Below are 25286 nucleotides of genomic sequence, written 5' to 3' on the forward strand. Positions count from 1 at the left end.
CCGCCGGACCTGACGGACCGACAGGATGTTGCGCATGGGCCATCCGGAAAACTGTCCCCCCGGGAAGATCCAGGACCTGTCCACCTTCATGCAGGGGCTGCGCGACCTCAAGAGATGCTCGGGACTCTCCTACCGGCAACTCGAGGAGCGGGCGGCAGCCGCCGGGGACGCCCTGCCACGCAGTTCGGTCTCCACCATGCTGAGCAGGGACGTGCCGCCCCGGCCCGAGCTCCTGATCGCGTTCGTGAGGGCGTGCGGCGAAGGCGACCGGGCCGCGGAGTGGGCCGAGGCCAGGGAACGGGTCGCCGTCGCGTACGGGAGGAAACCGCCGCCCGAGCGGGCCGCACCGGACGCAGCCGTCACGACGACCGTGCCGCGGCGTGAGCCGGCGAGCCCGGACGCGGCACGCCCTTCGGCGTGGCGGCGGCGTGCGAGGCCGGCCGCCGTCGTCACCGTGGTGGCCGTGGCCGCCCTCGTGGTCGCGGCAGCGGTGCGGACCACGTCCGACGGCGAGGAGGGCCGCACGGGTTCCGCCGGTGCGAGCGTCCCGCCCGCCGCCGGCACCACCCCGCCGCGCGGCTGGGTGACCATCCGCGTCGCGGCCGACCCCGCCCTGTGCCTGACCGACGGGCGCGTACCGGGCTGGCGGTACACACCCCTGGTCGCCGTGCAGCGGCCCTGCGACGAGGTCTCACCCCAGGGCACCCTGCTGGAACCCCTCGGCCACGGGCTCTACCGCATCCAGTGGCGCCACCCCGACTACGGCAAGGGCTGCCTCAAGGCGCTGACCGGTGGCAGCGGCAAGGGCCTGCTCGAGCCCATGGACGACTGCGCGCAGGGCAGTCCGTTCTCCGTCGAACCCTCGGGGCGGCTCGGCCGCGGCGCGTTCGTGCTGCGTGTCGAGGGAGAGGGCTGTGTGGGCATCGCCGGTTCCGGGGCCGTCCCGGGTACGGAGGCCGTCATGCAGCCCTGCGACGGAGAGGATCACCAGGTGTTCCTCATCCGTGCCGTGGACGGGGGCGGTGGTACGGGCCGGCCGGACTCCTCGACGGAGCCCAGCACACGCGCCGCCGGGAAGTATCCGACGGAGCGCGAGTCGTAGCTGTCGCCCCGGTTGTCACCGAGCAGTACGAGCATGCCCTCCGGCACGGTGTCCTCCGCCACCCCTGCCAGGGCCGGGACCTCCGCGCGCGGCACCGGGTCGCCGGCGACCGCCGCCACCCGCTTGATGAACCAGTGCCGTGCGTAGATCACGTGGGCGGGCGCGTCACGGGCCACGGGGGCGTCCGGCCAGGGCGCCCGGTACGGCGGCCGTTCCACGACGACCACCGCGCCCCGTGCGGGAAGCGACCGGCGCCGCACCACGACGCGGTCCCCCTCCCGGTAGGCCGGCTCCATGCTGTTGCCGGACACGGTCACCGCCACCCACCGCAGTCCGGCGGCCCGGGCGAGCGCCAGCCCCACGCAGACCAGGAGCGCGGGCAGGCCGCACACCGCCGCCCAGGCCGGGCTGCCGGACGTCACGGCCACCACGCCGGCGTTCACCCAGAGCAGGGCGCCGGCCGTGTACCAGGCGACGCGGACGGTCCGCGCCCGGCTCGCGCGGGCGCGCGCCCGCGCGGGGGCCGTCTCGGCCCGGGCACGCCGCTCGGCTGCGGACGAGGCGCCGGGACGGCTGACTGCGCTCATGTGCCTTCTCCTGAACCGGTACGGGTGAGGGGCTGCGGCGGGTCGGCGGCCGGCGGGGCCGCGGGCGTGCCGTAGCCGGCGGCCTGGAGTGCGTACAGGCGGGCGTACTGGGCGCGCCGCGCCACGAGTTCGTCGTGGGTGCCCTGCTCGACCACCCGTCCCCGCTCCAGCACGACGATCATGTCGGCGTCGCGCACGGCGCCCAGACGGTGCGAGATGAGCAGGCTGGTGCCGCCCTTGCGGTGGGCGCGCAGCGAGGTGTGGATCTCGTGCTCGGCGGCCGCGTCGAGCCCCGCCGACGGTTCGTCGAGGATCATCAGGTCCCGCCGGTCGCGGACGAACGCCCTTGCCAGGGCCAGCCGTTGGCTCTGCCCGCCGGACAGCATGACGCCGGTCGCCGGGTCCTCCTTGTCCGACTCGGTGAAGAACATGCGGGACAGCAGCGTGTCGTAGCCCTGCGGCAGCGCACTCAGTGTGGCGTGCACTCCGGCGCGCGTCGCCGCCTCCCGGATGCGCTCGGGCGTGTCGAGCGCGCCGAGATCACCCTGCGCGATGCTCTCCGCGGCCGTCATGTCGTACTCCATGTAGTCCTGGAACACGGCGCTGACACGGGCGCGCAACTCGGCGGGACGGACGTCCCGCAGGTCGACCCCGTCCCACAGGATCTGGCCGTGCGTCGGGTCGTAGAACCGGCACAGCAGCTTGACCAGCGTGGACTTCCCGGAGCCGTTGAGCCCCACGAGGGCGGCCGACGCCCCGGCCGGCAGTCGGAGGCTGACTCCGCGCAGCGCCCAGGGGTGGTCGGGTGAGTAGCGGAACCACACGTCGCGCAGTTCCACGCAGCCGCGCAGTGGCGGCAGTTCGCGCGGCTCGGCGGTCTGGGGCAGGTCCGGCCCGGCCCGGACGACGGCCTGGTAGTGGCCGAGGAGCAGAAGGGCATGGTGGGTTCCGGCGAGGTCACCGGTGAGCGTGGTCAGAGCCGCCTGGACCCCGGCCACGGCCGCCAGGAACACCGCCACGTCACCCGGGGTCAGACTTCCTGCCCGGGCCGTCCCGACCGTCCAGAGCAGCCCGGCGCCCGCCACCACGGCCGCGAGCAGGCCGAGCCCGCAGCGCAGGCCGGCCTCCCGGCGGTCGACGGCCCGGCGAGCGGCGTCCGCGCTGCGCCTGCTGCCGATCATGCGGCCGCGCAGGAAGGCGCCGGTGCCGAAGAGGCGGATCTCCTTCGCAGCCTCGGCATTGGCGAGCAGCCCCATGTAGAAGAACTGACGTCGTTCGTCGGGCCCGATGGACCAGGCCGTCGCGGCACGCCGTCGGGACAGCAGCGTTTCGGCGACCAGGGTGGGCGCGGCGGCGAGCAGGACCAGTGCCATGGTCGGCGGGCTGACGACCAGCAGGGCGCCGAGGAATCCGACGACCGTGAACGCGGCTCGCACGGCTCCGAGGACCCCGTCGACGGCCTGCACCGCGACGGGCGGGCCGACGACCGTCTGCTGGGCGAGACGCAGCCGGTCCAGGAAGCCGGGGTTCTCGAACCGCTCCAGTCCGGGGAAGCCCTCCACGGAGGCGAACAGCCGGTCCTGCGCGAACAGACCGACCCGGCGATCGAGTTCGGTCCGCAGATACCGCGCCAGGTGCGGCACGGCCCCGGTGGCGATGCCGGTGGCCACCAGCACCAGTGCCGGGGCGAGGAGTTCCCGTACGGTCGCCCCGGCGGCGAGCCGGTCGACGATGAGTTTTACCGACCATGCGGTGACGACCGGGAAGAACCCGGTGACCAGGGCGGGCGCGGTGTAGAGCAGGAGAGTCCCGGCCGCCGCCCGGGCCACCAGCCGCAGGGCGTCCAGCACCCCGCAGCGGTGCGAGCGGTCGTCGGACGGCTCCCGCGCCGGCGCGGGAGCCGTCCGTCGGGAGCCGCCCCCCGTGTCCCGGCTCCGACTCGACTCGGGCGGCATGTTCTTCCTTCCCCGTGCGGTGGACCGGCAGGAGACAGAGACAGACGACAGGCAGGGACAGGGGCGGGGAACGGGCCGGCGTCAGTACGAGGCGACGGCGGGACGCTCCACGTCGACGTCGTCGGTCATGACGAGGAGCCGGCCGTCCGTGCTGCGGTTGACCTTGAGCACCACGGGGAACCCGCGGACCCTGCACGCTTCCGCGAGGGCCTCGGCGTCCTGTCCGGTGAGCACCCGGGCCACGGGTGTCAGCGCCGTCACCATGGGGGCGGCGGCCTCGGTGTCGCGCGGGTCGTCGGCCGCCACCACGGCGAGCACCTGCTCACGGCCCCGCGGGACACCGCGCGCGTACTCCACGAACTTCGGCAGCTTCTCCCTGCACGGCCCGCAGGTCGGGGAGAAGAAGGCGACCACCGTCTCGCTCTCGATCATCGCGTCGTGCACGGGTTCGCCGTCCACGGAGGCGACGGAGAAGTCCCCGACCTCGTCGCCGGGTCCGAGCGACATCCGGCCGCCGCCCCGCTCGGACAGCAACTCGGTGTGCTCCCGCAGACGTCTGACGACGCCGACGGTGAGCACCAGGTCGAGGGTGCACAACAGGCCGACCACAACGACGGCGGCAACGAGGACGGGCACGGACGTCTCCCTTCGGAGTGACGGGACGGGACGAGCCGACGAACAAGCGCGGATTGCTGGGTGCACGGTGCGGGGTGCGCGGTGCGGGCCCTCCTAGCGGCCCGGTTGCGGGGACTTGCCGGAAGGCGGCGAGTACGCGGGCCCGACGGGACGGAACAGTTCCACGATCACGTCGAACGCGGCCACACAGCCGCCGGCGAGCAGCCCCGCCAGCGCGGACAGGGCGAGCGCCCACGGCTCGGCAGGGGCGGCGGCCTCCCGCGGCAGCGACATCCCCGCCGCGCAGGCGGCGAGCCCGGCGAGCAGCACGTTGCGCACGACGTGCCGGACACCGAGCGGGTCCCTCGATCGGCTGCCGAAGCATCGGCAGACCGCGCGAGTGCCCCGGGAGACGACGCAGGCGATGGCGATCGCGAACACGACGAGCAGCGCGGCGGCGAGTGCCAGTCCGGCGCCGGCGAGGCGGGTCCACGGCATCAGGACCAGCGCGCAGACCAGCCACTCCGCCGCCACCACGGCGACGGCCGCCGCCCGGGTCACCGCACGGGGCAGCACGTTCAACTCGCGCACGGACGCGGTGAACGCGGCGAAGGAGTGTCTGCTTCTCACCTTGCCGACGGCAGCGGCGAGGAAGACGGTGGCGATGAGCACGCGCACCGCGGACTCCGCGTAGGGCACGGGTGACACCTCCTGCGGGTCGGGCCGGGAACCGGCCCCGGAACAGGGGCCGGGGACGCCGGACGGTCGTCGGACGGCCGGCGTGTGCGGCGGTCCCGCCGCACACGACACCGGTGTCCCCGGCCGCACTGCAGGTCAGGTCAGCGCCTCAGCAGCTCGGACAGCTGCGCCAGCAGTTGATGGAGCCGCAGTAGGTGTTGACGCAGCACGCGCTGCGCGCGCACTGCCAGCACTCGTTGAAGCACTGACAGGCCTGGGCCGACGCCGCGGCCTCCACCTTGGGGACGAACAGACCGAGAAGCCTGCTGCTGAGGGATTCCAGTGCCTTGGACATGCAGTCCTCCTTCTGGAAGGCGGTAGGGAGGACGACGTGAAGCCGCAGAGCGAGCACCCGCCTGGTGCCCGACGCACGAACGCCCCGGAGTTCCGTGGGGAGTTGCCTCACATCGCCCGGCCAGGAGCCTAGGGACGCAGGGTGCGGCGGGGCCAGCGTCCGGCCGTCCAGGACACCGTCCGGGATGACGCGCCTGTCCGGGACGGTGTCCGGGCCAGGTCCGGGGACGTCGTGCGACCTCTGTCCCGGACGCGGCCACAGATCCGGGACAGGGCGGTTCCGGTCCCCGGAGTGCCAGGACGGGCTCCGCGGCGTGGCGCGGGGGCGGAAGGCCGGGCGGGAGGCCCGCCGTCCCGTGTGCGCCGGCTGCGGCACCAGGTCACCCGCGAACGGTGGAAGGCGGTCGAGCCCGCCGGTGGGACACGCCTCCCGGAACCCATCCGGCGCTCGCGCCACGCCGGCACGGAGCGAGCCGCACCGCCGGACGGCAGGACGGGGCGGGTGCCGGGCACGGGCTTCAGGGCCGCCCGAACGGGTCCGGGCGGGAGGCCGGCGCCACCCGGCTCTCCCGCTTCCGGTCACTGCCGCAGACCGCGCCCCTGGCGCGGGCGCCACGGTGCGCCGGACGGCGAGCGGCTCACGACGCGGGCCACCGTGCGGCCCTGGCAACCCGCTTGACGTCGTGTCATCGACGCGCTCCCCGGGTGTCGGGGGCGAAAGGGCAGGGGTCCGACGCGAAACGAAGCCGAACGGCCTACGCCCTTCCGGTCGACATACGTCGCGGCACGGGGGCTGTCCGAGTTGCGCGCCACGCCTGGCCGACCGACGCAATGAAACGTTCCGCCGCAGGTCCGGGACTCGCGGCGAGCCGTGACGGGTGTTCGATCCGGGGGTGTCCACCCGAACGGGTGAGTGGTGAGTAACAACACAAATCCTCGGTTCAGTTGGGTTTTTCGGACATCCGTGAGCCAAGATCCCTGTCTGACGACAAGCCCCCGCCACAGCGGCGGGGCGGTCCGGGCGGACGCCGAGTCCTGCCGCCGCCCGGATGACCGGTCGACGGAAGTGGATCGGCAGGAGTGGAGGACCCAAGCACGACGGGTCGCCGGAACGGTCATGCCATGGCCGGGCCGAGCAGCCCTTGGGGTGAAGCCGCGGTAACGCGGCCGGGCTACTTCGCCAGCCCGAATCCGACAGGTCATCCTTCACAGGCGGCTGACGAAGGGTTGCGCATGACTGCGCTGAATCGTGTCCCGTCGCTGATGGCCCGGGCCGGCACGGCCTCGGCCCTGACCATCGCCGCCGTGGGTGGCTCGATCGTGGTTCCGGGTGTCGCGTCCGAGGCCGCGGCCGCCACGTCGGCGACGAAGGCGCTGCAGATCGCGGCGTCCAAGAAGGGCTCCCCGTACAAGTGGGGGGCCGTGGGCCCGCGGCGCTTCGACTGCTCCGGGCTCACGCTGTACTCGTTCAAGAAGGCGGGCAAGAAGCTCCCCCGTACGGCGGCCCAGCAGTACAACAGGAGCCGCCACATCTCCGCGAGGAGCCGTCGGGCCGGGGACCTGGTGTTCTTCCACTCGGGCTCGAACGTCTACCACGTGGGCATCTACGCGGGTAAGGGCAAGATCTGGCACGCCCCGAAGACGGGAGACGTGGTGCGGCTGCAGAAGATCTGGACGAAGAGCGTCTGGTACGGGCGGGTCAGCTGACCCGGCCGACAGGGGCGACGGGACGCTTGGTCCGGCCGGACCGGGCGGCGGTGCCCTGGCCGCCGTCCCCACGTCCGGCCGAAGGTGCCGTGCGGACCCCGAGCGCCGGCCGCCGGACGTAGAGCGGTACGCGCCGCCCGGCGCCTCCCGGGCGGCGCGCCACCCCTGAAACGGCCTTGGGTGACCCCGCCACGACTGCCACGGGTCTCGCCCCGGCTGCCGCGGCCCGCCACGGCTTCCGCGGTCCCGGGCGGTGCACTGCGGCCGACACGCTGGGCGGCCGACGCGCCCCCGGGCGGCCGTTGCGACGGGCGCGGGCCCCTGAACGGCGCTTCCGGCTCACGCCGGCCGGCCAGGGGCCCGCGTCCCGCGGCTGCCGCGCCGGGCCTGGCTCACCGCGGCGCCTACGGCCCACCCGGCCGGCGGGCCGCGCCTCGCGGCTCCGGCCGCCCGCGGCCGGTGTCACGGCCGGCCCCGCCCCGGCACCAGGTGCCACGGGCTCGGCGCCGCGAGGGGCCGCCGGCCCGCCGGCGGCGGCGAGCCCACCGCAATCAGCCTAGGGTTCCGGCTGCCCCGCCGCCGTGACCGGAGGGGTGAGCACCGGCCAGGGCAGCGCGATGCAGACCGTCTTGCCGCCCTCGCGGGTGGGTCTGACGCTGAGCCGGCCCCCGTACTCGGCCGTCAGCCACCGGATGATCACCATGCCCCGCCCGTTGTCCTGCTGGACGGCGGCCGGCAGTCGTTTCGGGAACCGGGGGTGGCTGTCGGTGACGCCGATGCGCAGTTGCTCGTCCCGGTCCAGCAGGAGGTCGACCGTGAAGGTCGGCGACTGACCGAGCGTGTGCTGGACGGCGTTGGTGGCCAGCTCCGAGATGATGAGCCGGATCGTGTCGGCGGTGTCCGCCTCAGCCGGCAGGCCCCACTCCGTCAGGGTGTCCGCGACGAAGCTGCGGGCCGCCGACACCGAGACCGGTTCGCTCGGCAGAGTGACGGATGCTTCCAGATGGTCTGCCATGGCGACGTCGTCCCTTTCCCACGCGACCGCAGACCGACACGGAGCGGCTGGTTCGAGTACGGTCCCGGACTGGTGCTTCGCCGTCAGACTGCCACCACCGCGTCGCCCGCGACGGCGATCCACCAAGATCTGCATATATCTGTCGCTCGAAGCGGTGAACTCTGCGACGGCAGACCGTATTCGGGCGGCGCGGAGGGGATAGGGAGTAGCCCATGCAGTACGGTCCCGCGGTACGCCGCCGGAAGCTGGGCGCCGAACTTCGCGCCCTCCGCACCGCCGCCGGCCTGACGAGCGGCGAGGCGGCCGGCCTGGTGGGCTGGCACCAGTCGAAGGTCAGCCGGATCGAGACCGGCGCGAGCGGCGTCAAACCGGCCGACGTGCGCCTGCTCCTGGACGCCTACGCGGTCGAGGACGCCCAGTTGCGTGAGCTGCTGATGGTGCTGGCGGGCTCGCACGACGGCGCCGGCCGGCACCACTGGTGGCATGCCTACCGAGGTGTCCTGCCGCCGACCTACCGGGACTTCATCAGCCTGGAGTCCCAGGCCGGCGGCATGCGCACGCTGGAGACCTCGGTCGTGCCCGGTCTGCTGCAGACGCCCGGGTACGCCCGCGCCGTGACCCGTGCCGCGGTGGAGGGCCTCGACGAGGATCAGCTGGACGCGCTGGTGGAGGTGCGGCTGGCCCGGCAGGACGTACTGCGGGCGCGGCCGCCGCTGGAGCTGAGCGCGGTGCTCGACGAGGCGGTGCTGCGGCGGCAGGTCGGCGGGCCGGGCGTCATGGCGCGACAGCTGGAACGGTTGGTGGAGGCGGCCCGTCTGCCCCAGGTGACGCTTCAGGTGCTGCCGTTCTCGGCCGGAGCCCACATCGGCGTCACCGGCCCTTTTGTCATCTTTTCATTTCTGAGCACTTCTGATCTCGACGTGGTGGTTCTCGACCACTTGACGAGTAGCGCGCATCTCGACCGGAAAGAAGACGTAGAGGCTTACTCGGAAGCCTTCAACTCCCTTCAGGAGCACGCTCTTTCCCCCGAGGAATCGTTGGATTTCATCGCCGCGACAGCCCACGAGGCATCCGCGTAAGGAGGCACCATGTCCGCTGCTCTGCCTCGCACCGTACCTTCCAGTGACGATCTGCACGGCGTGCGATGGCTGCGCAGCAGCTACAGCACAGGAGCCAACAACTGCGTCGAGACGGCCGCACCGCTCTCCGGTCCCGCGGCCGGCCGGCTCGCCGTGCGCGACTCCAAGGACCCGGCCGGGCCCGTGCTGCTCTTCTCCCCCGGCAGCTGGGCGGGGTTCCTCACCTCGTTCCGGTGACGCTCCCGGCCGGGACCGGGCCCGCTGCCCCGTTCGCCGTCGAGCGGGACCCGGCCATGGCAACCGGGCTCATGGCCGTGTCCCGCCGATCACCGCGACGGCGCGTTCGATCTGCGCCCCGGAGAGGTCGGCCCGTGCGGTCAGCCTGAGCCGTGACACACCGTCGGGCACGGAAGGAGGACGGAAACAACCCACGGCCAGCCCGGCCGACCGGCAGTCGGCCGCCCACCGTACGGCCCCCTCCGGGGACGGCGCACGCACGGAGACGACCGCGGCGTCCGGACGCACCGCGTCCAGACCCGCGGCGGTGAGGCGTTCGTGCAGGTCGCCCGCCACCGCGCGGGACCGCGCCGCGCGCTCCGGCTCCCGGCGCAGCAGGCGCAGCGCGGCGAGGGCGGCGCCCACCGCCGCAGGGGCCAGGCCCGTGTCGAAGATGAACGTCCGGGCCGCGTTCACCAGATGGTCGATCACCCGGGCGGGCCCGAGCACGGCGCCGCCCTGACTGCCCAGCGACTTGGACAGGGTGACCGTCACGACCACGTCCTCGGCGCCGGCGAGCCCCGCCGCGTGCGGCGCGCCGCGGCCGCCGTCGCCGAGGACGCCCAGACCGTGGGCGTCGTCGACGACCAGTCCCGCGCCGTGCTCCCGGCAGGCCGCCGCGAGCGCGGTGAGCCGGGCGGCGTCGCCGTCGACCGAGAAGACCGTGTCGGACACGACGACCGCGGGCCCGCCGTGGCCCGCCAGGGCCTTGCGCACGGCCTCGGGATCGGCGTGCCCGACCACCTGCGTCGTGCCGCGAGCCAGCCGGCACCCGTCGATGAGCGAGGCGTGGTTGCCCGCGTCGGACACGACCAGGGAGCCGTGCGGCGCGAGCGCGGTGACCGCGGCGAGGTTCGCCGCGTACCCGGAGGAGAACACCAGTGCGGCCTCGAACCCGCAGAATCCGGCCAGTTCGCGTTCCAGCTCGGCGTGCAGTTCCGTGGTGCCGGTGACCAGCCGGGAGCCGGTGGCGCCGCCGCCCCAGGCGCGGGCCGCGGCCGCGGCGCCCTCCGTGACCTCGGGGTGGCGGGCCAGCCCCAGGTAGTCGTTGCTCGCCAGATCCAGCAGCGGCGTGTCGGCGGGACGCGGGCGCAGGGTCCGTACCAGTCCCGCGCCGCGACGCGCCCGGGCCTGTTCGTCGATCCAGCCGAACGCCATCGCTCCTCCAGGGCTTTTGTAGGCAGTCCACAGACATTAGCCGGACGGCCGACGGGCCAGGATGTGGCAATACCCACACGTCGAACCGCCCTTGTTGTGCGAAGTCACCTTGGCCTGGGGCCACCCCGTAGGACAGGATCGGCTCTCATGGACCTGCTGAACACGCTGGTGGACAAGGGGCTTCGGCGCGAGCTGCCGACCCGTGAGGAAGCGCTGGCCGTGCTGGCCACCTCCGACGACGACGCGCTCGATGTGGTGGCCGCGGCCGGCAGGGTGCGCCGGCACTGGTTCGGCCGGCGGGTGAAACTCAACTATCTCGTCAACCTCAAGTCGGGCCTGTGCCCCGAGGACTGCTCCTACTGCTCCCAGCGGCTGGGCTCCCGGGCCGACATCCTGAAGTACACCTGGCTCAAACCCGACGATGCCTCCCGTGCCGCCGCGGCCGGGCTGGCCGGCGGTGCCAAGCGGGTCTGCCTGGTGGCCAGCGGGCGCGGTCCGACGGACCGGGACGTGGACCGGGTCTCCGAGACCATCAAGGCCATCAAGGACCAGAACGAGGGCGTCGAGGTGTGCGCCTGTCTCGGGCTGCTGTCCGACGGCCAGGCGGAGCGGCTGCGCGAAGCCGGCGCCGACGCCTACAACCACAACCTCAACACCTCCGAAGCGACGTACGGAGACATCACCAGCACCCACACCTACGCCGACCGGGTCGACACCGTGCAGAAGGCGCACGCGGCCGGGCTGTCGGCCTGCTCCGGCCTGATCGCCGGCATGGGCGAGAGCGACGAGGACCTCGTCGACGTGGTCTTCTCGCTGCGCGAACTGGACCCGGACTCGGTGCCGGTGAACTTCCTGATCCCCTTCGAGGGGACACCGCTCGGCAAGGAGTGGAACCTGACCCCGCAGCGGTGCCTGCGGATCCTCGCGATGGTGCGGTTCGTCTGCCCCGACGTGGAGGTGCGGATCGCGGGCGGCCGCGAGGTGCATCTGCGCAGCATGCAGCCCCTCGCGCTGCACCTCGCCAACTCCATCTTCCTGGGCGACTACCTCACCAGCGAGGGACAGGCCGGCAAGGCCGACCTGGAGATGATCGCGGACGCCGGGTTCGAGGTCGAGGGCGCCGAGCAGGTGACGCTGCCGGAGCACCGGGCGGCGGCCGGCGGCTGCGGCACGCACGAGACCGCCGGGTGCGGGTCGCACGAGGCGGCCGGGTGCGGGTCCCAGGAGGCCCCGGGGTGCGGGTCGCACGAGGGCGGCGGGGTCTGCGGACCGGCGGCCGTACCGGCGGCCGAGACGCCGCGCACGGATCTCGTCGCCGTACGCCGGCGGGGCGCCGGAACGGATCTCGCGCCCAATGCCTGAGCCGTCCGGCCCGACCCTGCCCGAACTGCTCGACCTGGACCGGCGGCACGTGTGGCACCCGTACGGTCCGATGCCCGGCCGGCAGGACCCGCTCGTCGTGGAGTCGGCGAGCGGGGTCCGGCTGCGGCTCGCCGGCGGCGCGGGCGAGCTGGTCGACGGCATGTCCTCGTGGTGGTCGGCGATCCACGGCTACAACCACCCGGTGCTCAACGAGGCCGCCCGCGAACAGCTGGCGCGCATGAGCCACGTCATGTTCGGCGGGCTCACGCACGAGCCCGCCGTACGCCTGGCGAAGCTCCTCGTCGACCTGTCGCCCGAGGGGCTGGAGCACGTGTTCCTGGCCGACTCCGGATCGGTGTCGGTCGAGGTGGCGGCCAAGATGTGCCTGCAGTACTGGCGCTCCCTCGGCCGTCCGGCCAAGCGGAGGCTGATGACCTGGCGCGGCGGGTACCACGGCGACACCTGGCAGCCGATGTCCGTGTGCGACCCCGAGGGCGGGATGCACGAGCTGTGGACCGGGGTGCTGCCGAAGCAGGTCTTCGCGGACGCGCCGCCCGCGGACTACGACGAGGAGTACGCCGCGCATCTGCGCACGACGATCGAACGGCATGCCGACGAGCTCGCCGCGGTGATCGTCGAGCCGGTGGTGCAGGGGGCGGGTGGGATGCGGTTCCACTCCCCCGCGTACCTGCGCGTGCTGCGGGAGGCGTGCGACGAGCACGACGTACTACTGGTGTTCGACGAGATCGCCACCGGATTCGGCCGCACCGGCGCGCTGTTCGCGGCGGAGCACGCGTCGGTCGCGCCGGACGTGATGTGCGTGGGCAAGGCGCTGACCGGCGGCTACCTGACGCTGGCGGCCACATTGTGCAGCGCGCGGGTGGCCGAGGGCATCTCCCGGGGCGAGGTGCCGGTGCTCGCGCACGGCCCGACCTTCATGGGCAACCCCCTCGCGGCGGCCGTGGCCTGTGCCTCGATCGGGCTGCTGCTGGGCCAGGACTGGGGCGCGGAGGTCGCCCGCATCGAGACGGGGCTGCGGGACGGGCTGGCCCCCGCGGCCGGCCTGCCGGGCGTGAAGGACGTACGGGTGCTCGGTGCGGTCGGGGTCGTACAGCTGGACCACGAGGTGGACATGACGGCGGCCACACGGGCCGCCGTGCGGGAGGGCGTCTGGCTGCGCCCGTTCCGCGACCTGGTGTACACGATGCCGCCGTACGTGACGGACGACGCGGACGTGGCGCGGATCGCCCGTGCGGTGTGCGCCGCGGCGCGGGAGGGATGACATGCCGGTACTGGTGATCACGGGCACGGGCACGGAGGTCGGCAAGACGGTGGCGACCGCCGCCGTCGCCGCGGCCGCGGTCGGGGCCGGCCGGACGGTGGCCGTGCTGAAACCCGCGCAGACGGGGGTCGCCCCCGGCGAGCGCGGGGACGCCGACGAGGTGGCACGGCTCGCCGGTACGGTGACCGCGCGCGAACTGGCCCGCTTCCCGGAGCCGTTGGCGCCCGCCACGGCCGCGCGGCGGGCCGGTCTCGCGGCCGTCCACCCGCACGAGGTGGCCGAGGCGGCCGCGAAACTGGCCACCGAGCACGACCTCGTCCTGGTGGAGGGAGCGGGCGGTCTGCTCGTCCACTTCGACGCCGCCGGCGGGACGCTCGCGGACGCGGCCCGGCTGCTGCGGGCGCCGGTGCTCGTGGTCGCCTCCGCGGGGCTCGGCACGCTCAACACGACGGAACTGACGGCCCGTGAACTGCGCGTCCGCGGGCTGGATCTGCTCGGCGTCGTGATCGGCAGCTGGCCCGAGCGGGCCGACCTCGCCTCCCGCTGCAACGTGGCGGACCTGCCGCTCGTGGCCGGCGCGCCGCTGCTCGGCGCGCTGCCCGCCGGAGCCGGGGCGCTGGCGCCCGCCGCCTTCCGGGCGGCGGCGCCCCAGTGGCTGGCACCGCGCCTGAACGGCCGGTGGGACGCGGAGGCCTTCGCAGTCCAGGAGGCACCGGAGCCGTTCGCGAGGACCACGGGCTGACGCCCGGGCCGTACGGCCGATGCCGGACGGGCCGGTGCCGAGCGGGCAGCCGGGTGCCCGGCCGGCCCGATACCGGCCGGCCCGATACCGGCCGGCCCGATACCGGCCGGCCGACCCGGTGCCGGACGGGCGGCCCCACACCGAGCGGACCGGTGCCGGACAAGTGGCCCGATACCGAGCGGGCCGGTGTCGAGGGGGCGGGCCGGTGTCGAGGGGGCGGCCCGATACCGAGCGCCTGTGCGGAGCGGGCGGGCCGGTGTCGAGCGCCCGTGTAGAGCGGGCGGGCCGGTGTCGGGGGGGCGGTCCAGGACCGGTTTGCGCTGCCTGCACCGGCCGGTGCGCCTAGAAGACAGCGGGCAGGCGCCCGCGGCCGAGGCCCCGGGCGGGTCCGTCTTCAGGTAGCGGGCACCACATGGCCTGCTCGCCCGGGCGGCGCGATGGGGAGCGAGCAGCGGGCTCCGACGGCAGGCAGGCGCGCGGGCCGGGCGCCGACCCGGGGGCCGGCTCAGCGGGCGTGGGCCGACCCGGGCGAATTCCACGCCGGCGAGCGTGGGGGGCGCCGGCGCGGGGCAGCATTGCCATAGGTCCCGTTCCGCCCGGGAGGTCGCCATGCCGTTTCGGTCCGCCGGCTCCGGCAGTGCGGCACGCGGTCCCGTCCACCATCCCCTGTTCGCGCGGTACTACGCGCGGGTCAGCGTGCGCGCGGAGACCGGGCTCGGGATGGCGGGGATCCGCGAGAGGCTGCTCGCCGGGCTGACCGGACGGGTCATCGAGATCGGCGCGGGCAACGGCCTGAACTTCGCGCACTACCCGGGCACGGTCTCGGAGGTCGTCGCGATCGAACCGGAGCGACTGCTGCGGCAGCGGGCCGTGGAGGCGGCGCTGCGCTGCGAGGTACCGGTGGACGTGGCGCCCGGCGTGGCGGAGGCGCTGCCGGTCAAGAGCGAGGCCTTCGACGCGGCGGTGCTCGCGCTGGTGCTGTGCAGCGTACGCGACGTGGCGCGCACCCTCACCGAGGTGCGGCGCGTGCTGCGGCCGGGCGGCGAGGTGCGGTACTTCGAGCACGGCAGGGGCGGCGGCCGGGCGATGACGCTCACCCAGCGTGCCCTGGACCGCACGGTGTGGCCGCCCCTGGCCGGCGGCTGCCATCTGGCCCGCGATCCAGTCGCGGGCCTGCGGGACGCCGGCTTCCGGCTCGGCCCGTACCGGCGGCTGCTGCTCCCGGAGAAGGGGCCGAAGCTGCCCACGTCCTACTGCGTGCTCGGCACGGCCTGGACGCCGGCGACCGGCGATCACGTCACGGCCGACTGATCACCAGCCGGATCCGGCACCCCTGCGGCCTGCTGATCACCGGCGGCCGGGGTGCGCCGCGACACCCCGGCAGCCAGCGCGCCCCCGGCGCGCGGCCAACGGGCTCACCCAACTCACGGCCTCACCGGCTCCGGCTCCCCCGGCTCCCGGCTCCGAGTTCCGGCGACCGACGACCGGCGCTGAGCGCCTGCCGCATGACGCCTCGCCCCCGGCTTCCCGTTTCCGGCTCCCCAGCGACGCCCTGCGCGGACGCGCGCCGCCCCCGGTCTGCGGAACCCGTCCGGGCACCTGCCCGCCCGACCCGCCCGCAGAGCGCCCGGGCCGGGCGGGCCGGGCGGCGGCGGAGCGACCGGCTGTCGCAGGGCGCTGACGCCTGACAGGCCCGGCCGGCAGGCCGTCGGCGGGCCTGTCACCGGCCGCGGACACCGGCCGGACGCCGCCCGGACCGGTGGGCGGGCTTTCCGCAGCCCGCGGGTGTGCCTCCGCACCGCCACGGAGTCCGCCTCGGCCCAATGGGGGGATACCTGGTGTGCGGCGGGCCACACTGGGTTCATCCTGGGACGAGGGAAATCGGGACGTTGCGGATGAAGACCACAGGGAGGCCCTCTTGTCGACACCTGCTGCGGCACCGGGCCCGGTGCCGGCCGGCGGCGTCGCGGCTCGCGCCCGCGGCCTCACCAAGGCGTACGGCTCGGGCGAGACCGCGGTGCTCGCGCTGGACGCGGTGGACGTGGACATCGCCCGCGGCCGGTTCACCGCCGTGATGGGCCCCTCGGGTTCCGGCAAGTCCACCCTCATGCACTGTCTGGCCGGACTCGACACCGTCTCGGCGGGGCGGGTCTGGCTCGGCGACACGGAGATCACGGCACTCAAGGAGCGCGAGCTGACCCGGCTGCGGCGGGACCGGATCGGTTTCATGTTCCAGTCGTTCAATCTCGTCCCGACGCTCAACGCGCTCGAGAACATCACCCTGCCGATGGACATCGCGGGCAGGCAACCCGACGAGGCGTGGCTGAACCAGGTCGTCGACACCCTCCGCCTGAGGGACCGGCTCAGGCATCTGCCGTCCCAGCTCTCCGGCGGGCAGCAGCAGCGCGTCGCCTGCGCGCGGGCGCTCGCCTCCCGGCCCGAGCTGATCTTCGCGGACGAGCCGACCGGCAATCTCGACTCGCGCTCGGGCCTTGAGGTGCTCGGCTTCCTCCGTGAGGCCGTCGACGACCTCGGGCAGACGGTGGTCATGGTCACCCACGACCCGAGTGCCGCGGCCCACTCGGACCTGGTGCTGTTCCTGGCGGACGGGCGGATCGTGGACCGCACGGAGCGGCCGACCGCCGAGGCGGTGCTGGAACGCATGAAGCGGTTTGACGCGAGCCGCGTGGACGGGACGGTGGTGTCCCCCGGCCGCGGGGCCGGCGTCCCCTCGGCCGGCGGGACCGCCCCTTCCTCCCGCCGGGCGGACGCCGTCTCCCCGCACGGCGGGGACATGGCCCCGGCGGACGGGGGCGCCGTCTCCTCGGGTGCCGGCGGGACCGCCTCCGCCCGCGAGGGGAGCGGCGCCTCGGCCCCGCACGGGGACGCCGCCCGCGGCGGGAACCGTCTCCGCCGCCCCGAAAGGGATCGTTTCTTCCCCGTGGACGGGCGGGGCGCCGCTCCCGAGGAGAGCTGATCCCGTGCTCAAGGCGACCCTGCGCAGCTTCCTCGCCCACAAGGGGCGGCTGCTGCTGTCGGCGCTGGCCGTCGTGCTGTCCGTGGCCTTCGTCGCGGGCAGCCTGATCTTCTCCGACACCGTCGGCCGCACGTTCAACCGGCTCTTCGCCACCACGTCGGCCGACGTCACCGTCCAGCCGCTGCGGGGTCTGCGGTCCTCCGTGCCCACGGGGGTGGTCCAGACGGTGCCCGCCTCACTCGCCGGCCGCGTGGCGCGGGTGCCCGGAGCCGCGGCCGTCCGGCTGGTCGTGTCCGTCCCGAACGTCGTGGTGGTCGACCGCCGGAACCAGCCCGTGGGCCCGACCACGGGAGCCCCGACCATCGCCCGGAACTGGCAGGGCACCGACCGCAGTCCGGTGGAACTGACCTCGGGCCGCACACCGCGCGGCGGCGGCGAGGCCGTCCTGGACGCCGACACGGCCCGGCACGCGAAGGTGCGCATCGGTGACAGGCTCACGGTGCGGGCGCAGCCGGGCTCGTTCCGGGTGCGGGTCGTCGGCATCGCCACCTTCACCACCACCAACCCGGGCTCGGCCCTGTTGTACCTCGACACCGCCACCGCACAGACCCGGCTGCTCGGTTCCACGGAGCGGGCCACCGGCATCGCGGTCGACGCGGCGAAGGGAGTCACGGACACCGGGCTGAAGCGCCGCGTCGGCCAGGCGGTGGGCACAAACGCCTACGACGTGCGCACGGCGGGCGAGCAGGCCAAGTCGGCCGCCGCCGACCTCGGCAGCTTCCTCGACGTCATCAAGTACGTGATGGTCGGCTTCGCCGGTGTCGCGGTGCTCGTCGGCATCTTCCTGATCGTCAACACCTTCTCGATGCTGATCGCCCAGCGCACTCGTGAGCTGGGGCTGCTGCGCGCCCTGGGCGCCGACCGGCGGCAGGTGCGGCGGTCGGTGCTGACCGAGGCGGTGCTGCTCGGCCTGGTCGGTTCCACCCTGGGCCTGGCGGCCGGGGTCGGGCTCGCCGCCGGACTGATCCGGATCTTGAGCGCGTTCGGCATGAACCTGAAGACCACCGAGATGAACATCAAGTGGCCGACTCCGGTCGCCGCGTACGCCGTCGGCATCGGCGTCACCTTCGTGGCGGCCTATCTGCCCGCCCGACGGGCCGCCGCGGTGTCCCCGATGGCGGCCCTGGCGGATGCCGAGGTCGCCGGCGTGGGACGGCCCCTGAGGGCGCGGGCCGTCGTGGGCTCCGCGGTCGGCGCGGCCGGTCTGGCCGCGCTGGGCGGCTGCGCCTGGGCGACCAGGACGGCCACCGCCGCCTCCCTCCTCGGACTCGGGGTCGCCCTGACGCTGATCGCCACCGTGGTCGCGGGCCCGCTGCTGGTGCGTCCGGTCATCCGGGTGCTCGGCGGTGCCTTCCCGGCGGTGTTCGGGCCGATCGGCCGGATGAGCCAGCGCAACGCGCTGCGCAATCCGCGCCGGACGGGAGCCACCGCGGCGGCGCTCATGGTGGGGCTGGCACTGGTGGGCGGGTTGTCGGTGGCGAGCGCGTCCATCACCCGCTCCCTGGACCACCAGATCGACACGACACTCGGCGCCGACTTCGTCGTGCAGAGCCGTGGCTACCAGCCGTTCTCGCAGGAGATGACGGACGTGGTGCGCCGGACGCCGGGCGCCGCCCTGGCAGTGCGGCAGCGGTTCGCGGCGGTGGCGGTACGGCTGCCGGACGGCAAGCGCGTGCAGACGACCGCGGCCGGGTACGACCGGGAACTCGACGACGTCGCCCACATCAACTACGCGGCGGGCGACACCGCCGCCGCCCTGGCCGACGGGCACATCGCCATGGACGTCGACTTCGCCCGGCAGCACCGCGTCCGGCCGGGCAGTGTGCTGCCGGTCGAGTTCCAGAACAGGCGCCGCGCGCAGCTGACGGTGGGCGCTCTCACCGACCAGGACGCCGCCGAGGGCTTCGGCGTGGAGGGCGGCCTGTACTTCGGCATCGCGACCGTCGAGCGGTACGTGCCCGGCACGCCGGACTCGGCGCTGTATGTGAACGGGACCCCCGGCACGGCCCCCGACCGGCTGCGCTCGGCGCTGGAGCGGAGCCTCACGCCGTACCCGCAGATGGAGGTGCGCAACCAGGCCGACTACAAGAAGCTGGTGCACGACCAGATCGCGGTGCTGCTCTACCTCGTCTACGCCCTGCTCGGGCTGGCCATCGTGATCGCGGTGCTCGGAGTCGTCAACACACTCGCCCTGTCGGTGGTGGAGCGGACGCGGGAGATCGGACTGCTGCGGGCCATCGGGCTCGCGCGGCGGCAGCTGCGCCGGATGATCCGGCTGGAGTCGGTCGTGATCGCGGTCTTCGGCGCGGTGCTGGGGCTGGCGCTGGGACTGGTGTGGGGTGTGTGCATGCAGCGGGTGCTGGCCCTGCAGGGCATGACGGCGCTCGCGATCCCCTGGAGCACGGTCGTCTCGGTGGTGGTCGGCTCGGTGGTCGTGGGAATCGTGGCGGCCCTCCTGCCCGCGCTGCGTGCCTCGCGCATGAACGTGCTGGCGGCGATCGCGCACGAGTGAGCGGGGCGCTGCGCGGCCAGTGGGCGGACCGGCCGGCGCGCTGACCGCGGGGACCGGGGTTCGACGGCCCGAGGGGCACCGGCGGGGCCGGGTCGGACTCTACCGGGATGGACGCTCGGCTTCTTTGCCGGTCCTTTACCCTGGGAGGACACTCGGTCTCCATGAAAGGTTGTGAGCGTCCGCCCATGGGCGAACCTCCCGGTGCGCGGCACCGCGCGATACCCGTTTCTCCGCGCGACCATGGAAGGGGGGTGACCCGATGACCGAAGTCCTGCTGCTGCTGGTGGCGGTCCTGCTGTCCGTCGCCTGCGGCGTCTTCGTCGCAGCCGAGTTCTCGCTGACCACCGTGGAGCGCGGCGCGCTGGAACGAGCGGCCGAACGAGGTGAGCGCGGCGCCGCGGGTGCCCTCAAGGCGGTACGGAATCTGACGTTCCAGCTTTCCGGGGCGCAGCTCGGCATCACCGTCACCAACCTGGTGGTCGGCATGCTCGCCGAGCCGTCGATCGCCGCGCTGATCAGGGGACCGCTCACGGCCCTCGGCATCCCGGAGTCCGCGGCGGCCTCGGTGGCCCTGGTGCTGGGTACGGCCCTGTCCACGGTGTTCCTGATGGTCGTCGGCGAGCTGGTGCCCAAGAACTGGGCGATCTCCTCACCCCTTGAGGTGGCCAAACGGGTGGCCACCCCGCAGCGCTGGTTCAGCGCCGCCTTCCGCCCCTTCATCGCCCATCTGAACGGCACGGCGAACCGCCTGGTGCGCCGCCTGGGCGTGGAGCCCGCGGAGGAGCTGGCCTCGGCGCGCGGCCCGCAGGAACTGGCGGCCCTCGCCCGGCACTCCGCCAAGAAGGGCGCCCTGGAGCCGGACACCGCGGAACTGTTCGTGCGGACGCTCAACCTCGCCGACCTCACGGCGGAGAACGTCATGACGCCGCGCGTCCAGGTCGTCGCCCTCGACGCCCAGGCCACCTGTGAGGACGTGGCGAACGCGACCCGGGCGACCGGGCTGTCGCGCTTCCCCGTCTTCCGCGGCAGCCTCGACACGGTCGTCGGGACCGCCCACATCAAGGACGTGCTCGCGGTGCCCGCCGAGCGGCGCCCTCGCGTGTCCGTCGCCGAGATCATGCGCGCGCCCCTGCTCGTCCCCGAGTCGCTGACCGTCGACCGGCTGCTGGACCGCCTGAGCGGCAAGCGGACGATGGCGGTGGTCATCGACGAGTACGGCGGCACGGCGGGCGTCGTGACGCTGGAGGACATCGTCGAGGAGGTCGTCGGCGAGGTACGGGACGAGCACGACCCGCACGAGACACCCGACATCGCCCCGGCCGGAGCCGACGAGGCGGGCCGTGCCCTGTACTCGGCCGACGGCTCGGCCCGGATCGACCATCTCGCGCGCATCGGCCTGCGGGCGCCGGAGGGGCCGTACGAGACCCTCGCCGGACTCGTGGCCGCAGGGCTCGGCCGGATCCCCCGGGCCGGCGACACGCTGGAGGTCGCCGGCTGGCGGCTGGACGTGGCCGACGCGAGCGGGCGCCGGGCCTCGCGCGTGATCCTGCACGCCCCGCTCGACGACGAAGGGCCGGTGCCGCCGGAACGGGACGGCGCGCGGGGCACGGGGCGCGACGCGCGCGACGGCGACGCGGGGCACGACCGCGGCGCGGGCGGCGAGCGGGACGGTGCACGGAGTGAGGGGCACGCCGCACCGGGCGAGGGACATCCCGCCCGCAGTGAGGAGCGCGACGGCCGCGCACCGCTCGAACGGACTGCGCACGGCTCGACGGACACGCGGAGCGACCACGCCGACGACACCAGGGGGGACGGCCGGTGACCGTCGTACAGATACTGATCGGCCTGGCGAGCCTGGTCGTCAACGCCTTCTTCGTGGGCGCCGAGTTCGCCCTGATCTCGGTCCGCCGCAGCCAGGTCGAGCCGCACGCCGAGGCGGGTGACCGGCGGGCGAAGAGCGTGCTGTGGGGCCTGGAGCACGTGTCCGCGCTGCTCGCCACGGCGCAGCTCGGCATCACCCTGTGCACGCTGGTCCTCGGTGTGGTCGCCGAGCCCGCCATCGCGCACCTGCTGGAACCGGTGTTCCATGCGGTCGGCGTGCCGGCCGGCGCCGGGCACGCGGTGTCGTTCGTCATCGCGCTGGGCCTGGCGACGTACCTCCACATGCTGCTCGGCGAGATGGTGCCGAAGAACGTGGCCCTGGCGGAGCCGGTGCGCAGCGCCCTGCTGCTCGGCCCTCCCCTGGTCGCGCTGTCCCGGGCGCTGCGTCCGGTCATCTTCATGGTCAACGCCTTCGCGAACGCCCTGCTGAAACTGCTGCGGGTGGAGGCCAGAGACGAGGTCTCGGCGACCTTCACGGACGCCGAGCTGGCGGACATCGTCAAGGACGCCAGCGAGGCGGGACTGATCGACGACCGGGCGCAGGAGCGGCTGCACGACGCGCTGGAGCTGGGCAGCCGGCCGGTGCGCGACGTCGTGCTCCCGCTGGAGCGCGTCGTCTACGCGCAGCTCGGGGTGACGCCGGAGCAGCTCGAGCGGCTGTCGGCGCAGTGCGGTTTCTCCCGCTTCCCCGTGGTCGACGAGGGGCGCCGGATCATCGGCTACCTGCATGTGAAGGACGCGCTGGACGCCTCGCCGCGCACCGTGCCGTTCCGGCTGCGCGACATGCGGCCCATCGCCCGGGTCCGCGAGACCACGCCGCTGGACGACGTGCTCACCGCGATGCGGGGCAGCCGCACCCATCTAGCGGCCGTGCTGGGCGCGGACGGGCGGCTCGCGGGGCTGGTGACCATGGAGGACGTGCTGCGGGAGCTGTTCGGGCAGCCCGCCTGAGCACCGCGCGCCATGGCCGGTCCGCCGCCGGCGACCGGAGGCGGACCGGCCGCGGGCGGTGGCGGGCGCCCCTGCATGCCGAGGGACCGACCGCTTGGTATGCCGGCGTGCCCACGGGATACCATCGCTCACGCCATGCAGACGAATCCCCGGTACACCAGCCTGGTCGCGGTCGGCGACTCCTTCACCGAAGGCATGTCGGACCTGCTGCCGGACGGCTCCTACCGGGGCTGGGCCGACCTCCTCGCAGCGCGGATGGCCGTCCACAGCCCCGGCTTCCGCTATGCCAACCTCGCCGTCCGCGGCAAGCTCATCGGCCAGATCGTCGAGGAGCAGGTGGACGTGGCGGCGGCCATGGGGGCCGACGTCATCACGCTGGTGGGCGGCCTCAACGACACGCTGCGGCCCAAGTGCGACATGGGCCGGGTACGGGGGCTGCTGGCGGAGGCCGTGGAGCGGCTGGCGCCCGCGTGCAAGCAGCTCGTCCTGATGCGCAGCCCCGGCCGGCAGGGCCCCGTGCTGGAGCGTTTCCGGCCGCGCATGGAGGAGCTGTTCGCCTGCGTCGACGAGCTGGCCGCCCGGCACGGGGCCCTGGTCGTGGACCTGTACGGGGCGCCCTCGCTCGCCGACCCGCGGCTGTGGGACGTGGACCGGCTGCATCTGACGGCCGAGGGCCACCGCCGGGTCGCGGAGGCGGTGTGGCAGGGGCTGGGCTACGAGGCCGAGGACCCTCAGTGGCACACGCCGATGCCGCGGGCCGCCCCGCCCGGCTGGGTCGCGCGGCGGGTCGCAGACGTCCGCTTCACCCGGCAGCACCTGCTGCCGTGGATAGGCCGCCGGCTGACCGGGCGGTCGTCCGGGGACGGCCGGACAGGCGCCCAGGTGAGCGCTGAGCTGGGCGAAGCCTTCTGGGTCACCCCTGCAGACCACACAAACCCCGGCCCTGTGCCGGGCTGGCGACGGGTGATGCCCTGACCCGGAGCCCCACACGTCACGACTTGCAGGTCGATCACAAGTCGTTCTGGAGGTGTGGGCCGGTGGCGCCGGGCCGTCAGGGCAGCGTCGGCTGAGGTCGTCCCGCTCGATCAGAGCGGGCACGGCGTGCGGGAGAGGAGTTCCCCTCGCCGGTGAAGAAGGCGGGCGCTGGCGGCGGCTCGTCAGACCAGGAGGACCGGGGCCAGCCGGCGCAGGTCCTCCAGCTGCTGGTCGAGTGTCCGCGCGAGGGGTTGTACGCAGACGTGGTCGGCGCCGGCCGCGTAGTGCGCCCGGATGTGCTCACCCAGCTTCTCCGGGTCGCCCCAGGGGACGACCGCGTCGATGAGCTCGTCGCTGCCTCCGTTCTTGAAGTCGGAGTCCGAGAAGCCCAGCTCGCGCAGGTTGTTCAGATAGTTGGGCAGGGTGAGATACAAGGACGCGTACGCGCGGGCGGTGGCCCGGGCCCGCTCGGGGTCGGTGTCGACCACCACGGCCTGCTCGGGGGCGAGGAGGGGATCGGGGCCCAGGGTCTCCCGGGCCCTGCGGGTGTGTTCGGGCGTGACGAAGTAGGTGTGGGCGCCCTGGGCCCGCGTGGCGGCGAGCTTCAGCATGTTGGTGCGCAGCGCCGCGAGCACACGCGGCACCTGCTCGGGCAACGGAGCGTCGTAGGGCGTGGCGTCCATGGCGTCGAGGTAGGCCCGCATGGTGGCCACCGGCTTGCTGTAGTCGTGTCCGCGGCTGGTCACCAACGGGCTGTGGCTGACACCGAGGCCCAACACGAAACGGCTCTGCCATGCCTCGGCGAGTGTGTTGGCGCCGTTGGCCGCGGCGGTGGCGTCACGGCCATAGATGTTGGTGATGCCGGTTGCGATCATCATCTGCCGGCTTGCGGAGAGCAGGAGCGCCGCATGGGTCAGCGACTCCTTTCCGTTGGGGAACTCCACGAACCACAGGGTCCGGTAGCCGAGGTCCTCGATCGCGGCGGCGGCGCGCCGCTCCTCGTCCGCCGCCGCCGTGGACAGCGAGGCGAGCCATACGCCCGTGCGGCCCAGGCGCCGTTTGAGGGCGGGCCGGTCCACGGGCGCGGGTGCGGGGCGTTCAGCCATGCCAGTGCTCCTCCGTGTGCTCGATCTGTCCTGTCGGTGGCCCCCGGTGTCAGTTGCCATACACACGCTCGGGGTGGACGAAGACGGCGGCACGGCGCTCTTCGGCCATCGCGCGGTCATAGGCCCCCCAGTCGTCGTGGGTGCCGCCCGCGGCGGTGAAGATCTCACGCAGCAGCAGCCGCAGGCGCTCGCCGTCGATGCCGTCGTATGGGTCGTCGGGGCCCGCGATCTCGGCCCGGCCCTCGACGGTGGCCCAGTTCCACCCGGCGCGGAAGGTGAGGGCGGTACGCGGTCGTGCCCGCAGGTGGGCGAGTTTGGTGGGGCCGTAGGTGACGAAGGCGACCACCGGTTCGTCGGTCACGGGATGGTCGATGATCCCGGCATTGACCACCGACGCCTGGATCGAGCCGTCGGCACGGGTGGTGGCCACGCTCGCCAGGTTGTGATCGGCGGCGGCGATCCGGGCCACGTCCTTGAGATCGGTCATCGGTTGCCTTTCTCCGCGGACCGGGTGTTTCCACGATGGCTCCCGTCCGCACAGGTCACAACCGCGGTGTCAGCCCGCCGCCCCGGTTCAGGCTCGTGCCGGCGTCGTCGTACACGGCCGCCGCTCGGCGCCGGCCCCGGCGAGGAGCGCGTCGCGGGCGCGAGTCGGCGACTCAGCCGTTCGAGTTGCGCGCCGACCCGGGGAACGGCACCACCAAATGGTGGGAATCGTGCCGATGAGAGGCTTGACCGCCATCGGGGTGGTGCTCCCTCAGTGCTCGGATTGCGCCGCCCCCCTTGCCGCACCCACCGCCTACCCTACGTGCAGGGGGACCTAGGCGGGTGTCACACCGTCCGGCGACGGCCGTCCCGCCGAGCGGCCCGAGCTGCTGCCCTGGGAGGAGCCCTCGACCCGGTGCCGTGACA

21 protein-coding genes, 1 pseudogene and 1 riboswitch are annotated in these 25286 nt (G+C 73.9%); of the genes and pseudogenes, 13 read left to right on the forward strand and 9 right to left on the reverse strand.

The features are described 5' to 3' along the window. Positions 1 to 34: 34 nt before the first annotated feature. A complete protein-coding gene (locus tag ACWDNY_RS19220) occupies positions 35 to 1102 on the forward strand; it encodes an RICIN domain-containing protein (protein ID WP_451646962.1) in 1068 nt (355 codons plus the stop codon). Here the strand turns inward: ACWDNY_RS19220 and ACWDNY_RS19225 are convergent. The 5 genes from ACWDNY_RS19225 to ACWDNY_RS19245 all read right to left on the reverse strand — a co-directional run bounded on the left by ACWDNY_RS19225 (position 985) and on the right by ACWDNY_RS19245 (position 5292). Then, positions 985 to 1689: a S26 family signal peptidase gene (locus tag ACWDNY_RS19225; protein WP_451646963.1), complete on the reverse strand. Its 705-nt coding sequence runs from the start codon at positions 1687 to 1689 to the stop codon at positions 985 to 987. The genes ACWDNY_RS19220 and ACWDNY_RS19225 overlap by 118 nt on opposite strands. Next, complete coding sequence (locus ACWDNY_RS19230; RefSeq protein ID WP_451646964.1) at positions 1686 to 3644, reverse strand: ABC transporter ATP-binding protein; 1959 nt, start codon at positions 3642 to 3644, stop codon at positions 1686 to 1688. The genes ACWDNY_RS19225 and ACWDNY_RS19230 overlap by 4 nt, the downstream gene beginning before the upstream one ends. An 81-nt stretch (positions 3645 to 3725) precedes the next feature. Further along, positions 3726 to 4280, reverse strand: coding sequence for a hypothetical protein (locus tag ACWDNY_RS19235; RefSeq protein WP_451646965.1), 555 nt, complete (start codon positions 4278 to 4280; stop codon positions 3726 to 3728). 93 nt (positions 4281 to 4373) lie between these two features. After that, positions 4374 to 4958, reverse strand: coding sequence for a MauE/DoxX family redox-associated membrane protein (locus ACWDNY_RS19240; protein ID WP_451646966.1), 585 nt, complete (start codon positions 4956 to 4958; stop codon positions 4374 to 4376). Positions 4959 to 5106: 148 nt separating this feature from the next. Then, positions 5107 to 5292, reverse strand: a complete 186-nt coding sequence (locus tag ACWDNY_RS19245) for a hypothetical protein (protein WP_451646967.1) — start codon at positions 5290 to 5292, stop codon at positions 5107 to 5109. A gap of 1047 nt (positions 5293 to 6339) precedes the next feature. After that, positions 6340 to 6521: riboswitch (cyclic di-AMP (ydaO/yuaA leader) on the forward strand. Positions 6522 to 6524: 3 nt separating this feature from the next. Here ACWDNY_RS19245 and ACWDNY_RS19250 point away from each other — a divergent pair. Continuing rightward, on the forward strand, positions 6525 to 6998 hold the full coding sequence (locus ACWDNY_RS19250; RefSeq protein ID WP_451646968.1) for a C40 family peptidase: 474 nt from the start codon (positions 6525 to 6527) through the stop codon (positions 6996 to 6998). A gap of 556 nt (positions 6999 to 7554) precedes the next feature. Here the strand turns inward: ACWDNY_RS19250 and ACWDNY_RS19255 are convergent. Next, entirely contained in the window at positions 7555 to 8013 is a 459-nt protein-coding gene (locus tag ACWDNY_RS19255; RefSeq protein ID WP_451646969.1) for an ATP-binding protein, read from the reverse strand. A 212-nt stretch (positions 8014 to 8225) separates the two neighbouring features. Between ACWDNY_RS19255 and ACWDNY_RS19260 the strand changes: the two genes are divergently transcribed. Continuing rightward, positions 8226 to 9092: a helix-turn-helix domain-containing protein gene (locus tag ACWDNY_RS19260; protein ID WP_451646970.1), complete on the forward strand. Its 867-nt coding sequence runs from the start codon at positions 8226 to 8228 to the stop codon at positions 9090 to 9092. Positions 9093 to 9101: 9 nt separating this feature from the next. Then, on the forward strand, positions 9102 to 9329 hold the full coding sequence (locus tag ACWDNY_RS19265; protein ID WP_451646971.1) for a DUF397 domain-containing protein: 228 nt from the start codon (positions 9102 to 9104) through the stop codon (positions 9327 to 9329). A 69-nt stretch (positions 9330 to 9398) separates the two neighbouring features. On the opposite strand, the gene ACWDNY_RS19270 is transcribed toward ACWDNY_RS19265, so the two are convergent. Beyond that, entirely contained in the window at positions 9399 to 10526 is a 1128-nt protein-coding gene (locus tag ACWDNY_RS19270) for an 8-amino-7-oxononanoate synthase (protein ID WP_451646972.1), read from the reverse strand. A gap of 147 nt (positions 10527 to 10673) precedes the next feature. Between ACWDNY_RS19270 and bioB the strand changes: the two genes are divergently transcribed. From bioB to ACWDNY_RS19315, 9 genes and pseudogenes are all read left to right on the forward strand, one after another. Then, a complete protein-coding gene (gene bioB, locus ACWDNY_RS19275) occupies positions 10674 to 11888 on the forward strand; it encodes a biotin synthase BioB (protein ID WP_451646973.1) in 1215 nt (404 codons plus the stop codon). Beyond that, entirely contained in the window at positions 11881 to 13170 is a 1290-nt protein-coding gene (locus tag ACWDNY_RS19280) for an adenosylmethionine--8-amino-7-oxononanoate transaminase (protein WP_451646974.1), read from the forward strand. The genes bioB and ACWDNY_RS19280 overlap by 8 nt, the downstream gene beginning before the upstream one ends. A gap of 1 nt (position 13171) precedes the next feature. Beyond that, positions 13172 to 13912: a dethiobiotin synthase gene (bioD, locus tag ACWDNY_RS19285; protein WP_451646975.1), complete on the forward strand. Its 741-nt coding sequence runs from the start codon at positions 13172 to 13174 to the stop codon at positions 13910 to 13912. A 609-nt stretch (positions 13913 to 14521) separates the two neighbouring features. Beyond that, the gene (locus ACWDNY_RS19290) at positions 14522 to 15223 is read left to right on the forward strand and encodes a class I SAM-dependent methyltransferase (protein ID WP_451646976.1); all 702 of its coding nucleotides are present in this window, start codon (positions 14522 to 14524) and stop codon (positions 15221 to 15223) included. Between the two features lie 607 nt (positions 15224 to 15830). Then, positions 15831 to 16598 (forward strand): annotated as a pseudogene (locus ACWDNY_RS19295) (ABC transporter ATP-binding protein); the annotation flags it as partial. A gap of 295 nt (positions 16599 to 16893) precedes the next feature. After that, positions 16894 to 19461, forward strand: coding sequence for an FtsX-like permease family protein (locus tag ACWDNY_RS19300; RefSeq protein WP_451646977.1), 2568 nt, complete (start codon positions 16894 to 16896; stop codon positions 19459 to 19461). Positions 19462 to 19720: 259 nt separating this feature from the next. Next, positions 19721 to 21283, forward strand: coding sequence for a hemolysin family protein (locus ACWDNY_RS19305; protein WP_451646978.1), 1563 nt, complete (start codon positions 19721 to 19723; stop codon positions 21281 to 21283). After that, a complete protein-coding gene (locus ACWDNY_RS19310) occupies positions 21280 to 22293 on the forward strand; it encodes a hemolysin family protein (RefSeq protein WP_451646979.1) in 1014 nt (337 codons plus the stop codon). The genes ACWDNY_RS19305 and ACWDNY_RS19310 overlap by 4 nt, the downstream gene beginning before the upstream one ends. Before the next feature lie 135 nt (positions 22294 to 22428). After that, the gene (locus ACWDNY_RS19315; protein ID WP_451646980.1) at positions 22429 to 23268 is read left to right on the forward strand and encodes an SGNH/GDSL hydrolase family protein; all 840 of its coding nucleotides are present in this window, start codon (positions 22429 to 22431) and stop codon (positions 23266 to 23268) included. Between the two features lie 182 nt (positions 23269 to 23450). On the opposite strand, the gene ACWDNY_RS19320 is transcribed toward ACWDNY_RS19315, so the two are convergent. Beyond that, positions 23451 to 24374 (reverse strand): TIGR03620 family F420-dependent LLM class oxidoreductase, encoded by a 924-nt coding sequence (locus ACWDNY_RS19320; protein WP_451646981.1) that lies wholly within the window; start codon positions 24372 to 24374, stop codon positions 23451 to 23453. 49 nt (positions 24375 to 24423) lie between these two features. Beyond that, entirely contained in the window at positions 24424 to 24861 is a 438-nt protein-coding gene (locus tag ACWDNY_RS19325) for a TIGR03618 family F420-dependent PPOX class oxidoreductase (protein ID WP_451646982.1), read from the reverse strand. Positions 24862 to 25286: the final 425 nt, after the last annotated feature.

It is taken from the genome of Streptomyces sp. NPDC003697, assembly GCF_053587115.1.